Genomic DNA, 15010 nt, shown 5'->3' with positions numbered 1-15010 from the left:
GCGACCGCGACGGCACGGCCGTCCCGGGCCACGACGCCGCCGTTCCGGCCCGGCCCGGGGCCGCGTGCCGGTGCCCACGGAGGCCGCGGTCCGGCGTCCCGGCCTCCTGGGAGTTGCGGCCCTGTCGGCCGGTCGCGCTCCAGCCCGGTCGGGCTGTCACTCCGGCGCGCCGCCCCGGCGGCCGGGTGGCGCGGGGGCGGCCGGTGGAGTGGGCGGTGGCCCCCGCAGTGCCGGGGCCGCACGTCCGCCTCGTCGCGGCCGTGGATCCGGTCCCGCCCCTTCTTCGGCCTCGCCGGACGCGGGCGGCGTCGTCCGGGGCGGCCTGCCGGGCCCCGGCGTCCTCGTCCCGGGCCGGCACACCCGGTCCCGGAGCCGTCGGCCCGGAGCCGTCAGCTCGGCGCCTCGACCTCGGCCTCGCCGGGCCGCGCCTGCGGTCGGACCCGGGGCGCCGCGGCCGGTCCGGCCGGTCCTCCCGACCGGGACACCGCCACCCCCGCCAGGCACAGCGCCCCGCCCGCCAGGGTGAGGACCCCCGGCACCTCGCCCAGGAACAGCCACGACATCAGCACCACCAGCGAGGGCACGGCGTACGTCGTCGCGCCCATCCGTCCGGCCGTGGTCCGGGCCAGCGCGTACGCCCAGGTGGTGAAGGCGAGCGCGGTCGGGAACACGCCCAGGTAGACCATGTTGAGCGTGGCCGACAGCGGCGCGTCGGCGGCGTCGCCGACCAGCTGCCCGGCGAAGGGCAGGCAGGTCACCGCCCCCACCAGGCACCCGAACGTCGTCACCTGCAGGGCACCGGCCCGCCCCAGTGCCGGCTTCTGCGCCACGACCCCGCCCGCGTAGGCGACGGCGGCCAGCAGGCACAGCACCACCCCGAACAGCGAGGAACCGCCCCCGCCCGACATCGACAGCCCGACCGTCACCGCGCCCGCGAACGACACCGCCATCCCGGCCAGCAGCCGCGGCGGCAGCCGGTCGCCGAGGAACCGCGCGCCGAGCAGGGCGATGAGCAGCGGACCGATGTTCACGACCAGGGCCGCCGTCCCCGCGTCGACCTCCTGCTCGCCCCAGTTCAGCGCCACCATGTAGAAGCCGAACCACAGCACCCCCGACACCGCGATCCCGCGCCAGGCGGACCGCGGCGGCAGCCCCTCCCGCCGTACGAGACAGATCACGCCCAGGGTCAGGGCCCCGGCCAGCAGACGGCCGAGGGCCAGCGCGCCGGGGGAGTACGCGGCGCCCGCGCTGCGGATCGACACGAAGGCGGAGGCCCACAGCACGACGGTGACCGAGGCCGCACCGGCGGCGAGCAGTCGGGTACGGCGTTCCGGGCGGACGACGGTGTTCATCGTGCTCCTGAGAAGAGGGAGTCGGAAGGTGGGAGAGCTCGGAGGAACCGGAGGCCGGGCGGGTGCCGGGGCGCCGGGGCGCCGGTCACCGCAGTGCCGCCCCGTCGACGCCGAGCAGCTCGCCCAGCGCCCGCCGGCCGGCGGCGGTCGCGCGCACCGCCCGCCCGGAGCCGACGCGCTCGCACCAGCCCGTGTCGAGGGCGTGCCGGCACAGCGCCGCGCCCGCCACCCCGGCCAGGTGCGGCCGGCGTTCGGTCCAGTCGAGGCAGGCGCGGGCCAGCGGCCGGCGGCCCCCGCGGTCCAGAGTGATGCCGGTGTCCGCGAACCAGCCGAGCCCGGCGTCCGTCAGCGCGAAGCCGGTGTCCTGGACGAGGAACCCGCGCGCGGTCAGGGCGTCGGTGACGGCGATGCCGAGCCGCCCGGCGAGGTGGTCGTAGCAGGTCCGGCCGCGTGCCATGGCGGACCCCGCGCTCGACGCGCGCAGGGTCCGGGGCCCTGCGGCGTCGGCGGGGGCGACCTGGGCGGCCAGGTCCTCCACGAGCTGGGCGACGCGCGCGTCGGCGAGCCGGACGTACCGGTGGCGGCCCTGCCGTTCCTCGGTGAGCATCCCGCCGGCGACGAGCCTGCCGAGGTGTTCGCTCAGGGTCGAGGCGGCGACGCCCGCGTGCCGGGCCAGCTCGCCCGCGGTCCACGCCCGGCCGTCGAGCAGCGCCAGCAGACACGTGGCGCGCGTCTCGTCGGCGATCAAGGCGGCCAGCCCGGCCAGCAGCGGCGCGCGGGGATCCCTGGTGGTCATGGTTCCCAGCATGGGACACGGACGGTTCGGCGGGCGCCGAAGTGTCGGCGCCCGGGATCACGCCGTGCGCCGCAGCCGCTCGTACTGCTGCGCCAGCCCGTCCAGCAGGGCCGCGAGGCCCGTCTCGAAGGCCCGCTCGTCGACCTTCTCCTGCTGCTCGGCCAGCAGATGGGCCTGTCCGAGGTGCGGGTAGTCGGCCGGATCGTAGGCGCTGGCGTCGTCCACGAAGCCGCCGGCGAAGGAGCCGAGGGCGGAACCCATGATGAAGTACCGCATCAGCGCGCCGATCGAGGTGGCCTGCGCGGGTGGCCAGCCCGCCTCGACCATCGCGCCGTAGACCGCGTCCGCGAGCCGCAGTCCGGCCGGCCGGCGGCCGGGGCCGCGGGCGAGGACCGGGACGATGTTCGGGTGGTCGCGCAGGGCGGTCCGGTAGGAGACCGCCCAGTCGTGCAGCGCGGTCCGCCACGGCCGGCCGTCCTCGAACACCGACAGGTCGACCTGGGCGCTCACCGAGTCGGCGACCGCCTCGAGGATCTCGTCCTTCGTCCGGAAGTGGTTGTAGAGCGAGGGGCCGCTCACCCCGAGTTCGGCGGCGAGCCGGCGGGTGGAGAGCGCCGCGAGGCCCTCCGCGTCCACGAGCGCGCGCGCCGTCTCGACGATGCGGTCGGTGCTCAGCAAGGGCTTGCGCGGTCGGGCCATGGCGCACATAGTAGGGCTGCGACCAAGAAACTAGCAGTGCTAATTTAATGGTCGGGCAGGTCGGCGCCCTCCGGTCCCCGGCCCGCCGGTTCCGCCGTCCGTCGGTTCTCTGTGGGGTGACGTGTCATGCATCTGGGGCTCAGCGAGGAGCAGGAGGCCGTACGGCGGCTCGCCCGGGACTTCGTGGACCGCGAGGTCACCCCGCACGCCGTGGCCTGGGACCGCGCCGAGGACGTCGACCGGTCCCTCGTGAAGAAGCTCGGCGAGGTCGGCTTCCTGGGCCTGACGATCGACGAGGAGTACGGCGGCTCCGGCGGCGACCACCTCGCGTACTGCCTGGTCACGGAGGAGCTGGGCCGCGGTGACTCCTCCGTGCGCGGCATCGTCTCCGTCTCCCTCGGCCTGGTCGCCAAGACGATCGCGGCCTGGGGGGACGAGGAGCAGAAGCGGCGCTGGCTGCCGGGGCTGACCTCCGGCGCGTACGTCGGCTGCTTCGGCCTCACCGAGCCCGGCACCGGCTCCGACGCCGGGAACCTCACCACCCGCGCGGTCCGCGACGGCGGGGACTACGTCATCAGCGGCACCAAGATGTTCATCACCAACGGCACCTGGGCCGACGTCGTGCTGCTCTTCGCCCGCTCCACGGACGCCCCTGGCCACAAGGGCGTCTCCGCCTTCCTGGTCCCCACGGACACCCCGGGGCTGACCCGCCGCGCCCTGCACGGCAAACTCGGCCTGCGCGGCCAGGCCACCGCCGAACTGGTGCTCGAGGACGTGCGGGTGCCCGCGTCCGCGCTGCTCGGCACCGAGGGCAAGGGCTTCTCCGTCGCGATGTCCGCCCTGGCCAAGGGTCGGATGTCGGTCGCGGCGGGCTGCGTCGGCATAGCCCAGGCCGCGCTGGACGCCGCCGTGCGGTACGCGGGGGAGCGCGAGCAGTTCGGGAGGACCATCGCCCACCACCAGCTCGTCCAGGAACTGATCAGCGACATCGCGGTCGACGTGGACGCCGCCCGCCTGCTGACCTGGCGGGTCGCGGACCTCGTCGACCGCGGGCTGCCCTTCGCCGTCGAGTCCTCCAAGGCCAAGCTCTTCGCCTCGGAGGCGGCCGTCCGCGCGGCCAACAACGCCCTCCAGGTCCACGGCGGCTACGGCTACATCGACGAGTACCCGGCGGGCAAACTGCTGCGCGACGCCCGCGTCATGACCCTCTACGAGGGCACGAGCCAGATCCAGAAACTGCTCATCGGGCGGGCGCTGACGGGGGTCTCGGCGTTCTGAACACCTCGTCTGAGTACGTGGTCTGAGTATCCCGACCGATGTGGTGCGGACCACGGCCGCCGATGCTTGGCCCATGAGTGACACACCCGTCAAGCAGCAGAGCACGGCCGCCTTCTACGGCCAGGCCGTGGCGTCGTTCGCGGTCGCGATGGCGGCCACCGCCATCGGCATCCTCCGGCTGGACGCCGACGCCTGGGTCCGCGGTTTCCTCGGCATCGCCGTCCTCTACCTGGTCACGTCCGCCTTCACGCTCGCCAAGGTGATCCGGGACCGCCAGGAGGCCGGGCAGATCGTCAGCCGGGTCGACCAGGCCCGTCTGGAGAAGCTGCTCGCCGAGCACGACCCCTTCGAGAAGATCTGAGACCGTCATCCGCACCGGCAGCCGCGCTAAGCGGCCGCTCACCTTCGGCGGTATGGTGGAGCTCCGGTACCGAGAGGGGCGAACGAGCGATGAGTACGGCGGAGGAGACGGCCGGCGGCGAGGTAGAGCCGTGGGAAGAGGTCACCCCTGACGCGGCCCGGCGACTGCTCGTCGCCGCCGTGGAGGCCTTCGCCGAGCGCGGCTACCACGCGACGACGACCCGTGACATCGCGGGCCGCGCCGGAATGAGCCCGGCCGCGCTCTACATCCACTACAAGACCAAGGAGGAGCTGCTCCACCGCATCAGCCGGATCGGCCACGACCGCGCGCTGGACATCCTGCGCACGGCCGCGCGCGGCGGGGGCAGCGCGACGGACCGGCTCGCCGAGGCCGTCAGCTCCTTCGTCCGCTGGCACGCGGGCCGGCGCACCACCGCACGGGTCGTCCAGTACGAACTGGACGCCCTCGGCCCGGACGCCCGCGCCGAGATCCTCGCGCTGCGCCGGCAGGTCGACGGCGAGGTGCGCGGGATCATCGAGGAGGGCGTGGCGAGCGGCGAGTTCGACGTCATCGACGTGCACGGGACGACCCTCGCGGTGCTGTCCCTGTGCATCGACGTGGCCCGCTGGTTCAAGGTGGGCGGCCCGCGCACCCCCGACGAGGTCGGCGCGCTGTACGCCGACCTCGTGCTGCGGATGGTGGGGGCGGCGAAGTAGCCGCGGAGGGCGGGGGTGCCGCGCGGCCCGCCGCTCCGGGGGAAGCGGCCCGCCGCCCACGGGGCGGAAGGTCAGAGGTAGTAGCGCGACACCGACTCGGCCACGCACACCGGCTTGTCGCCGCCCTCGCGCTCCACCGTGAAGGCGACGGTGACCTGGACGCCGCCGGCGACGTCGTCGACGGCGGAGATGGCCGCGGTGGCGCGCAGCCGCGAGCCGACCGGGACGGGCGCGGGGAACCGGACCTTGTTCGTCCCGTAGTTGACGCCCATCTTCACGCCCTCGACCGAGATCAGCTGGGGGCCGAACAGCGGCAGCAGGGACAGGGTCAGGTAGCCGTGCGCGATGGTGGTCCCGAACGGGCCCGAGGCCGCGCGCTCGGGGTCGACGTGGATCCACTGGTGGTCGCCGGTGGCCTCCGCGAACAGGTCGATCCGCTTCTGGTCGACCTCCAGCCAGTCGGTGTACCCCAGCTGCTCGCCCACCGCCGCCCTCAGCTCGTCGGGGGACGTGAAGATCCTCGGCTCTGCCATGTCTGCGGCCTCTCTCGCACTCACGGAATGTCTAAGCGACTGCTTAGCATGGTGCTCGCGGGAAGTCATGTCAACGGACCCGGTGCCCGGCGGAATGGGTAGGCTCCGAGGGGTGCCGAAGATTCCAGAGACGATCCACGAACTCACGGTCGGCCAGGTCGCCGCCCGCAGCGGTGCCGCCGTCTCCGCCCTGCACTTCTACGAGTCCAAGGGCCTGATCAGCAGCCGGCGCACCCCGGGCAACCAGCGCCGCTACACCCGTGACACGCTCCGCCGGGTCGCCTTCGTCCGGGCCGCGCAGCGCGTCGGCATCCCGCTCGCCACGATCCGGGACGCCCTCGCCGAACTCCCCGAGGAGCGCACTCCCACCCGCGAGGACTGGGCCCGCCTCTCGCGGACCTGGCGAGCCGAACTCGACGAGCGCATCAGGCAGCTCAACCGCCTGCGCGACCACCTCACCGACTGCATCGGCTGCGGCTGCCTCTCGCTGGACTCCTGCGTCCTGTCCAACCCCGACGACGCCTTCGGCGACCGCAGCGCGGGCTCCCGCCTCCTCCCCGAACGCAAGACCCCGGCTCCCGGCGGCCGCCGGGCCCTCCCGCCCCCGGGCGAGGACTGCTGCGCCTGACGGTCCACCGGCCCCGTGTCCACCGGCCCCGTGTCCGCCACCCGCACGAAGCCGACCCGCACGAAGCCACCCGGTCCGCGGCCGACCACCGGTGGCCGCCCACCGGTGGACGGGGCCGCGGTCACCGGCCGCTCACTCGTACTCCGTCCCGCCCTTCCGCGTCAGGTATGCCGCGCTCACCGCCTTGGCGACGGCCCGGCCCCCGGTCACCGGGCTGTACCGCTCCACGGCCGGCCGTATCACCACGCCCTCCCGCAGGTGCAGTTCCCGCCCGGACACCGTCTCCCGCCCGCCGGCCAGTCCCAGCACCAGCGAACTGTCGTAGGGGCCCTCGAACAGTCGTGGCACCAAGGGCAGTTCGCCTTCCAGGACGGCCGCCGCGTCCAGCCACCGCACCGCGCCGTCGATCTCCGCGGACACGTCGAACACCGCGTACCCGAGGGTGTCCCGCCGTCCGTCGGCGCCGTACGTCAGGTCCTGCACTCCCGCGCCGTACACCTCGCCGAAGACGCCGACCCGGCGCGCGCCCAGCCGCTCGGCGAGCCGGGCCGCCGCCTCGGCGACACCGTGGCCGCGCACGGCCCGCCAGTACAGGTTCCGCGGATCCTCCCGCAGCGCCAGCGACTTCGCGCCGAAGCCCTTGGAGGAGACGTACACCCGCTCCTCGTCGGCGACGTACGTCAGCAGACACGCCGACCCGTGCAGCTTCTCGGTGAGGACCACCCGCTCGCCGGCCGTGAAGATGTCCGGGTACCGCTGGATGCTCTCGATGTCGACCCAGGGCAGCAGTTCCGGTGCCGGCTCCACCTCCCCGTTCATCGTGGGAGGGATCGGCGGCACCCATTTGACGATGCCGAGCCGTTCCGTGAAGTCGGTGCCCTCCTCGGCCGCCCGCGCGAGGTCGACGTCCGCCAGCGCGCCCGGTCGGCACACGATCCCCTGCGACAGCTCGCCCCGCAGCCGTACCGCCTTGACCCGGTCCGCTCCGCTTCCCGCCAGCCGCCCGGTCAGCCCCAGCTCCTCGATCAGCGCGGCCGGAAGCACCGACTGCTCGGGGATGTAGACGGCCACGTCCCCCGTGCGGTAGGCGCCCTTGGCGACGACGGCCCGGTACAGGCCGACCTGGGCCAGTTCGAGGGCGTCGGCGTCCGGGTGCTCGTGGACGGTCAGGACTTCGGCGGTGACGCGCAGCGTCGACATGGGGAGTTCCTCCAGGACGTCATGGGTGTCTCATCGCCCCCCACTCTCCCCACGGCAAAAAGGTGGAGCGACCCGATTAGCGGCTGGTACCGTCACCCGCCTCGCGGCCGTACCGGGCCAGTGCCTCGGCCACCAACCGGGCGTTGGACAGGGCCCGTCGTCCGTCCGGCAGGGTCAGGGTGTCCTCGAGGCCGATCCGGGTGGCGAGTCCCAGCCGTCCCGCCAGCCGCAGCACGGGCCACGCCCCGCCGTCCTCGCCGTGCAGCAGCACGGGGCGGCCGTGCGCGCGGCCGAGGAGGGACAGCAGCCGGCGCGCCTCGGCCCCGGCGGTGTCCGGCCCGGGGTCCGTCACCTCCGCGAGCACCCGCAGCACTTTCGGCCCGAGCGGCGAAACGGCGAACCGCGCCGCCCCGTCGGTCCCGGACCAGATCCCGGCCTCCACCCCGACGCCCAGCGCCATCAGCCGGGCGGCCAACTCCTCCGCTCCCGGCTCGTGCCAGTTGACCGAGGCGTGGTCGGGCAGCACGGTCCACTCACGCACCCGGGCGAGCCGCACCGCCGGGTCGGGTTCCGCCCAGGCGCCCGTCGTCACCCCGACCGGCACGGACACCCGCCGCCGTATCGCGTCGAGCGTCGCCGCCACCACGCGCGGGGACAGACTGTCCCGCCCGCACGGCGTCTTCGGATGCACATGGACGTCCGTGGCCCCGGCCGCGACGGCCGCCGCGGCGGACTCGGCCAGCGCCTCGGGCGACAGGGGCACCACCGCGCCGTCGGCGGCACCCCGCGCTCCGTTCAGACAGACCTGCACCCACGCCCCCCGATGGTGTCGACCGCCCTCGGCACCGGCCCTGTTCCCCGTCCACGGCCACGGGGGACAGGCGGAGAACAGGGGTGCGGCATCCCCGGCGCACCCCCGCCGTTCCCTCCGGATCCCCGTCCCGCGACGGGATCAGGCCGACATGAGCAGCCGCCGTCCGCGCCTGGCGTACGCCAGGGCCTCGGGCGTGAGCACGGGGCGAGGGACGAGTATCCCGCAGTCCGCGCAGACCGGACCGGACGACGGTTCGTGGTCGAGGTCGTACCTCCACACGAGCCGTTCGCCCTCGCACACCGGGCAGTCGGTGCCCGGCTCGCGCTCCAGCGCGGCGATCAGCCGGCGCAGCACCTCGGCCAGCGGTTCGCGGGGGTGGACCCGCGGGTCGTCGCACCAGGCGACACCGAAGCCGCCCCAGGTCATCCGGTGCCAGTCGTCCACGCTGCCCGGCCGGCGCAGTCCGTCGTGCTTCTCCTTCCTGCGGCGGTCGGCGAACTCGACCTCGTAGGCCAGCCACACCGCACGCGCCGCCTCCAGCTCCTCCAGTGCGGCCACGAGCCGCGCCGGGTCGGGGGAGCGGTCCTCGGGGCCGAACCCGGCACGCGAGCACAGGTGGTCCCAGGTCGCCCTGTGCCCGTAAGGGGCGAACCGTTCAAGGCACTTGCGGAGCGAATAGCGCCGCAGTGCCAGATCGCACCGCGGGTCGCGCACCTGTCTCGCCAGACTCCGGAAACCGGCCATCGCCTTGCACCTCCGTCACATTCGCACCTGCACTTCGGTCACTTCGGCGTCGTCGTACGGACGTCGCCGAATAGACGTATCGACACCCGATTCGGCTCCCTTCCCGTCCGTCCTTCTTCCGATGCCCTCCACAAGCCGGATGAGGCGACTCCGAAAACTGACGCATGTTCATCTTCAAACTCGGGGATACCGGCGGTAACTTCTCCGCCACCCCCGTCGCTAGGAGTTGCCGATGCCACGGCGAACCTCCCGCACCGCACCCGACATACTGAGAACTCCCGGCAGAATCCCCGGGTTCCTGAAGACCGCATCCGTATGCGCCCTGATCGCCGGACTTTTGTCGCCTCTTTCCCCGACGGCGGCAGCGGCCGAGGCCGCGGCGGTGACCGACCACTGCGGCAACCAGTGCTCCGACATCCTGCCGCCCGGCCAGAACGGCAACGCCACGCTGGCCCAGATCCTGCTCAACCAGGCCTTCGGCACGCAGCCCGCGCACGCCGAGGACCAGCTCGGCCCCTACGCCAACCTGGCCAAGGGCTACCCGACGCTCACCAACTCCACGATCAACACGTTCTTCAACGACGCGTCCTTCGGGGTCCCCGCCGATCAAGTCGCCTCCACCGTCAAGCCCGCCGGCCGCGGCGACGTCACGATCGTCCGCGACAAGAAGACGGGCGTCCCGCACATCACCGGTACCACCCGGTACGGCACCGAGTTCGGCGCCGGCTGGGCGGCGGCCGAGGACCGGCTGTGGCTCATGGACGTCTTCCGGCACGTCGGCCGGGGCCGGCTCACCTCCTTCGCGGGCGGAGACCCCTCCAACCAGGGCCTGGAACAGCAGTTCTGGCGGCACGCCCCCTATTCCGAGGCGGACCTCCAGGCCCAGATCGACAACGCCGTCGCCGCCGGCGGCGCCCGCGGCCGGCAGGCCCTGGACGACGCCGACGCCTATCTCGCCGGCATCAACGCCTACATCGACGCCTCCGACAGAGGCCGTTACTTCCCCGGTGAATACGTCCTGACGGGCCACAAGGACTCAATCACCAACGCGGGCACCATCGACCACTTCAAGATCACCGACCTGGTGGCCCTCGCCTCGGTCATCGGCACCCTCTTCGGCTCCGGCGGCGGTGGCGAGGTCGACAACGCGATGTCGCTGCTCGCCGCCCAGGAGAAGTACGGCGTCGCCCAGGGCACCGCGGTCTGGGAGTCCTTCCGCGAGCGCAACGACCCCGAGGCCGTCATGACCCTCCACGACGGCAAGAGCTTCCCCTACGCCGTCCGGCCCGAGGACCCCCAGGGCGAGGCCCTGCCCGACCCCGGCTCGGTGGTCGAGGAACCGCTGGTCCACGACCGCACGGGCAGCGCCTCCGGCACCGCGGCCGCCGAGGCCTCCGGCACGGCGGCCGCGGCCGCCACCGCCTCCGCCCGGCGCGGCATGTCCAACGCCCTCGTGGTCAGCGGCGACCACACGGCGAGCGGCCACCCGGTCGCCGTCTTCGGCCCGCAGACCGGCTACTTCGCCCCGCAGCTCCTGCTGCTCCAGGAGATCCAGGGCCCCGGCATCAGCGCCCGCGGCGCCTCCTTCGCGGGCCTGAGCATGTACGTCGAGCTGGGCCGCGGCCAGGACTACGCGTGGAGCGCCACCACCTCCGGCCAGGACATCATCGACACCTACGCCGTCGAACTGTGCCAGGACGACCACCACTACCTGTACCGCGGCACCTGCACGGCGATGGAGAAGATCGAGCAGAAGAACGCCTGGAAGCCGACCACCGCCGACGGCACCGCGGCCGGTTCGTACACGATGCGCGTCTGGCGCACCGCCTACGGCCCCGTCGGACACCGCGCGACCGTCGGCGGCAAGAAGGTCGCCTACACCACCCTGCGCTCGTCGTTCCTGCACGAGGTCGACTCCATCATCGGCTTCCAGATGCTGAACGACCCCTCCTACGTCACCGGACCGCAGTCCTTCCAGAGCGCGGTGCAGCACATCAACTTCACCTTCAACTGGTTCTACGCAGACTCCGAGCACACCGCCTACTACAACAGCGGCGACAACCCGGTGCGGGCGAGCGGCGTCGACGCCGAGTTCCCGGTCTGGGCGCGTCCGGCGTACGAGTGGCGCGACTGGGAGCCGACGGCCAACACGGCGGCGTACACCCCGGCCTCGGCGCACCCCCACTCCGTCGACCAGGACTACTACATCTCCTGGAACAACAAGCAGGCGAAGGACTACGCGACCGCGCCCTGGGGCAACGGGTCGGTGCACCGCGGCAACCTGCTGGAGGACCGGGTGAAGAAGCTGGTCCGGGCCGGCGGCGTCACGCGGGCGTCGCTGACGAAGGCGATGGCGGACGCGGCACTCGCCGACCTGCGCGCCGAGGACGTGCTGCCCGGCCTGCTGAAGGTGATCGACACCGCCCCGGTCACCGACACCGCGGCCGCGGCCGCGGTCACCAGGCTCCGTACCTGGGTGGCGGCGGGCGGCCGGCGCACGGAGACCGCGGCCGGTTCGAAGACGTACGCCGACGCGGACGCCGTCCGCATCCTCGACGCCTGGTGGCCGCTGCTGGTGAAGGCGCAGTTCGAGCCCGGTCTCGGCACCGCGCTCTACACCGCCATGACGAACAACCTGCCCGTCGACGAGAGCCCCTCGGCCGCACACGGCCCAACCGGCGCGCACGCCGGCAGCGCCTTCCAGTACGGCTGGTGGAGCTATGTCGACAAGGACATCCGGGCGGTGCTCGGCGAGCCGGTGCAAGGCGCGCTCGGCCGCACGTACTGCGGCGGCGGCGACCTCGGTGCCTGCCGCGACGTCCTCCTGTCCACCCTGAAGCAGGCGGCCGGCCGCACCGCGGCCCAGGTCTACCCCGGCGACACGCTGTGCGCGGCGGGCAACCAGTGGTGCGCCGACTCGATCGTCCAGCGCACCCTCGGCGGCATCAAGCACGGCAACATCAGCTGGCAGAACCGGCCCACCTACCAGCAGGTCGTGGAGTTCACCTCCCACCGGTGACCACCGACGCCCACCGGTACAGCGGGTACTCCCGGCGCACCCGCCGGAAGGCGGCCGGCTCCTCCTGCCGGCCCGCCACCACCTCGTCGACCCCGGCGCCCGCGTCGGACGAGTCTGTCGAACAGGCACGTCCCCGCGTGCACGAGGGCGGTGCACCCGCCGCCGGGGCTGCCCTCCACCGCACGCACCGGACGCACCGCACGCACCGCACGCACCGCACGCACCGCACGCACCGGACGCCGCCGGGCCCGCCCTCCGGGCGGACGGCGACCCTTCGCCCCACGCCCCGGGGGCGGGACGCCCGGCGTCCCGCCGTGGAGCCGGGTGGTGCGGCCCCGCGCTTCCCCACCCATGCTGCGCCGACCCTTTCCCGAGACATACCGACCGGTTAGTCTGACGGCCGGAAGTCAGGCCGGAGCCGGGTCGAAGGAGATCGATGGTGGAAGCCGTTCGAGGTGCTGGAGTCGTCGTCACCGGGGCGGGAGGCGGCATCGGGGCCGCGCTCGCCCGGCGTTTCGCCGCCGAGGGGGCGCGGGTCGTCGTCAACGACCTCGACGCGGACCGGGCGAAGGCCGTCGCCGAGGAGATCGGCGGGACCGCCGTGCCGGGCGACGCCTCCGCGATCGTCGCGGACGCCCGCGAGGCACTCGGCGGCACGGTCGACGTCTACTGCGCCAACGCCGGTGTCGGCTCGGGCGGCTCCGAGGCGGCCGACGAGTCGGTGTGGGCGCTGGCCTGGGACGTCAACGTGATGGCCCACGTCCGGGCGGCGCACGCCCTGATCCCCGACTGGCTGGAGCGCGGCTCGGGCCGGTTCGTCTCCACCGTCTCCGCGGCCGGACTGCTCACCATGATCGGCGCCGCGCCCTACAGCGTGACCAAGCACGGCGCGTACGCCTTCGCCGAGTGGCTGTCGCTGACCTACCGCCACCGCGGCATCAAGGTCCACGCCGTCTGCCCCCAGGGTGTGCGCACCGACATGCTCGACGCCACCGGCAGCGCGGGCGACCTCGTGCTCAGGCCCACCGCGATCGAGCCGCGGGACGTGGCCGACGCCCTCTTCGCGGGGATGGCCGAGGACCGCTTCCTGATCCTGCCGCACCCCGAGGTCGCCGGGTACTACCAGGCCCGCGCCGGTGACCCCGACCGCTGGCTGGCCACCATGAACCACATCCAGCAGAAGTGGGAGGCCGCCGGGTGACCGCCTCCCGCTACGCCGCCAAACCCTGGCTGGACCTCCTCGACGAGGCCCAGCGCGGCCCCGTCGACCCGGCCGACTCCCTGGTGCACGCCCTGCGCCGGTCCGCCGCCGAGGCCCCGGACCGCGTCTTCCTCACCTACTTCGACGGCCGCCTCACCTACCGCGAGGCGGACGAGCTGAGCGACTCCGTCGCCGGGCACCTGGCGGCCCGCGGCCTGGAGAGGGGCGACCGCGTCGCCGTCCTGCTCCAGAACTCCCCCCACTTCGTGCTCGCCGTGCTGGGCGCGTGGAAGGCGGGCGCGACCGTCGTCCCCGTCAACCCCATGTACAAGTCGGGCGAGGTCGCCCACGTCCTGCGGGACGGCGAGGTGGCCGCGCTGATCTGCGCCGACCGCGCCTGGGAGTCGTACCTGCGCGAGACCGCCGCCGGCTCGCCGGTGCGGATCGTGCTGACGGCGTGCGAGCTGGACTTCCAGACCCGCGGCGACACGCGCGTGCTCAGCTTCGAACGGCTGCCGCAGGCCGGTGACGCCGACGACCTCACCGCCGTCGCCCGCGCCGGGCACCCCGCGCCCGCCGACCGCGACCCGGCCGCCGCCGACACCGCCCTGATCAGCTACACCTCGGGCACCAGCGGCGCGCCGAAGGGCGCCACCAACACGCACGCCAACATCATGTACAACGCCGAACGGCAGCGCACCGGCCTGCACCTGCCCGAGGCGCCCGTCTACCACGCGCTCGCGCCGCTGTTCCACATCACCGGCATGGTCTGCCAGCTCGGCGCCTGCCTCGACAGCGCCGGCACGCTCGTCCTGACGTACCGGTTCGAGGCGGGCGTCGTCCTGGAGGCGTTCGCCGAGCACCGCCCGCACTACACGGTCGGCCCGTCCACCGCCTTCATGGCGCTGGCCGCCCACCCGACCGCCACGCGCGAGCACTTCTCCTCCTTCGTGAACATCTCCTCCGGCGGCGCCCCGCTGCCGCCGGCCCTGGTGGAGAAGTTCCGGGCCGGCTTCGGGCCGTACATCCGCAACGGCTACGGCCTCACCGAGTGCACCGCCCCCTGCGCCTCCGTCCCGCCCCACCGGGAGGCGCCCGTCGACCCGGCCTCCGGGACCCTCGCGGTCGGCGTGCCGGGCCCCGACACGGTCGTCCGCATCGTCGACGACCGGGGCGAGGAGGTGCCCTTCGGCGAACAGGGCGAGATCGTCGTACGCGGTCCCCAGGTGGTGCCCGGCTACTGGCGCCGCCCCGACGCCACCGCCGAGACCTTCCCCGGCGGCGAGCTGCGCACCGGCGACATCGGCTTCATGGACGAACAGGGCTGGCTGTACGTCGTCGACCGCAAGAAGGACATGATCAACGCGTCCGGCTTCAAGGTCTGGCCGCGCGAGGTCGAGGACGTGCTGTACACCCACCCGGCGGTGCGCGAGGCGGCCGTCGTCGGGGTGCCCGACGGGTACCGCGGGGAGACCGTGAAGGCGTACATCAGCCTGCGTCCCGGCGCCGGGACGGGGCCCGACGAACTCGCCGCGTACTGCAAGGAGAGACTGGCCGCCTACAAGTATCCGCGGCAGGTGGAGATCCTGCCCGACCTGCCGAAGACGGCGAGTGGGAAGATCCTCCGGCGGGAACTGCGTTCCCGCACGCAGGGCAGCAGGTAAGGCGA

14 protein-coding genes are annotated in these 15010 nt (G+C 73.6%); 7 read left to right on the top strand and 7 right to left on the bottom strand.

The window, feature by feature from the left end; all coding sequences use genetic code 11:
• Positions 1 to 389: 389 nt before the first annotated feature.
• The 3 genes from ACF09K_RS30600 to ACF09K_RS30590 form a co-directional block, all read right to left on the bottom strand.
• Positions 390 to 1352, bottom strand: coding sequence for a DMT family transporter (locus ACF09K_RS30600; RefSeq protein ID WP_392248566.1), 963 nt, complete (start codon positions 1350 to 1352; stop codon positions 390 to 392).
• 85 nt (positions 1353 to 1437) lie between these two features.
• Positions 1438 to 2148: an ArsR/SmtB family transcription factor gene (locus ACF09K_RS30595; protein ID WP_392248565.1), complete on the bottom strand. Its 711-nt coding sequence runs from the start codon at positions 2146 to 2148 to the stop codon at positions 1438 to 1440.
• Positions 2149 to 2205: 57 nt separating this feature from the next.
• Positions 2206 to 2847, bottom strand: a complete 642-nt coding sequence (locus ACF09K_RS30590) for a TetR/AcrR family transcriptional regulator (RefSeq protein WP_392248564.1) — start codon at positions 2845 to 2847, stop codon at positions 2206 to 2208.
• A 126-nt stretch (positions 2848 to 2973) separates the two neighbouring features.
• On the opposite strand from ACF09K_RS30590, the gene ACF09K_RS30585 reads away from it, so the two are divergent.
• The 3 genes from ACF09K_RS30585 to ACF09K_RS30575 all read left to right on the top strand — a co-directional run bounded on the left by ACF09K_RS30585 (position 2974) and on the right by ACF09K_RS30575 (position 5202).
• The gene (locus ACF09K_RS30585; protein WP_392248563.1) at positions 2974 to 4125 is read left to right on the top strand and encodes an acyl-CoA dehydrogenase family protein; all 1152 of its coding nucleotides are present in this window, start codon (positions 2974 to 2976) and stop codon (positions 4123 to 4125) included.
• Positions 4126 to 4198: 73 nt separating this feature from the next.
• Positions 4199 to 4486, top strand: coding sequence for a YiaA/YiaB family inner membrane protein (locus ACF09K_RS30580; RefSeq protein WP_392248562.1), 288 nt, complete (start codon positions 4199 to 4201; stop codon positions 4484 to 4486).
• A gap of 89 nt (positions 4487 to 4575) precedes the next feature.
• Positions 4576 to 5202 carry a TetR/AcrR family transcriptional regulator gene (locus ACF09K_RS30575; protein WP_392248561.1) on the top strand — a complete coding sequence of 209 codons (627 nt, stop codon included), beginning with the start codon at positions 4576 to 4578 and terminating at the stop codon, positions 5200 to 5202.
• 71 nt (positions 5203 to 5273) lie between these two features.
• Here ACF09K_RS30575 and ACF09K_RS30570 read toward each other — a convergent pair whose 3' ends face one another.
• Positions 5274 to 5735 (bottom strand): MaoC family dehydratase, encoded by a 462-nt coding sequence (locus ACF09K_RS30570; protein WP_392248560.1) that lies wholly within the window; start codon positions 5733 to 5735, stop codon positions 5274 to 5276.
• Positions 5736 to 5847: 112 nt separating this feature from the next.
• Here ACF09K_RS30570 and soxR point away from each other — a divergent pair, with 112 nt between their 5' ends.
• A complete protein-coding gene (soxR, locus tag ACF09K_RS30565; protein WP_392248559.1) occupies positions 5848 to 6363 on the top strand; it encodes a redox-sensitive transcriptional activator SoxR in 516 nt (171 codons plus the stop codon).
• 132 nt (positions 6364 to 6495) lie between these two features.
• Here the strand turns inward: soxR and ACF09K_RS30560 are convergent, their stop codons facing one another.
• The 3 genes from ACF09K_RS30560 to ACF09K_RS30550 form a co-directional block, all read right to left on the bottom strand.
• Positions 6496 to 7563 carry an RNA ligase (ATP) gene (locus tag ACF09K_RS30560; protein ID WP_392248558.1) on the bottom strand — a complete coding sequence of 356 codons (1068 nt, stop codon included), beginning with the start codon at positions 7561 to 7563 and terminating at the stop codon, positions 6496 to 6498.
• 76 nt (positions 7564 to 7639) lie between these two features.
• Complete coding sequence (locus ACF09K_RS30555; RefSeq protein WP_392248557.1) at positions 7640 to 8374, bottom strand: 3-keto-5-aminohexanoate cleavage protein; 735 nt, start codon at positions 8372 to 8374, stop codon at positions 7640 to 7642.
• Positions 8375 to 8515: 141 nt separating this feature from the next.
• The gene (locus ACF09K_RS30550; RefSeq protein WP_392248556.1) at positions 8516 to 9121 is read right to left on the bottom strand and encodes a hypothetical protein; all 606 of its coding nucleotides are present in this window, start codon (positions 9119 to 9121) and stop codon (positions 8516 to 8518) included.
• Between the two features lie 232 nt (positions 9122 to 9353).
• On the opposite strand from ACF09K_RS30550, the gene ACF09K_RS30545 reads away from it, so the two are divergent.
• The 3 genes from ACF09K_RS30545 to ACF09K_RS30535 all read left to right on the top strand — a co-directional run bounded on the left by ACF09K_RS30545 (position 9354) and on the right by ACF09K_RS30535 (position 15005).
• Positions 9354 to 12140: a penicillin acylase family protein gene (locus ACF09K_RS30545; RefSeq protein ID WP_392248555.1), complete on the top strand. Its 2787-nt coding sequence runs from the start codon at positions 9354 to 9356 to the stop codon at positions 12138 to 12140.
• 436 nt (positions 12141 to 12576) lie between these two features.
• Complete coding sequence (locus ACF09K_RS30540; protein WP_392248554.1) at positions 12577 to 13341, top strand: SDR family oxidoreductase; 765 nt, start codon at positions 12577 to 12579, stop codon at positions 13339 to 13341.
• On the top strand, positions 13338 to 15005 hold the full coding sequence (locus ACF09K_RS30535; RefSeq protein ID WP_392248553.1) for a class I adenylate-forming enzyme family protein: 1668 nt from the start codon (positions 13338 to 13340) through the stop codon (positions 15003 to 15005). Before ACF09K_RS30540 ends, ACF09K_RS30535 begins: the two co-directional genes overlap by 4 nt.
• Positions 15006 to 15010: the final 5 nt, after the last annotated feature.

The sequence above is a fragment of the Streptomyces sp. NPDC014882 genome (assembly GCF_043081325.1).
GTDB lineage: Bacteria > Actinomycetota > Actinomycetes > Streptomycetales > Streptomycetaceae > Streptomyces.
The sequence above is the reverse complement of the archived record's forward strand: the minus strand, read 5'-3'. Positions and strand labels throughout refer to the sequence as shown.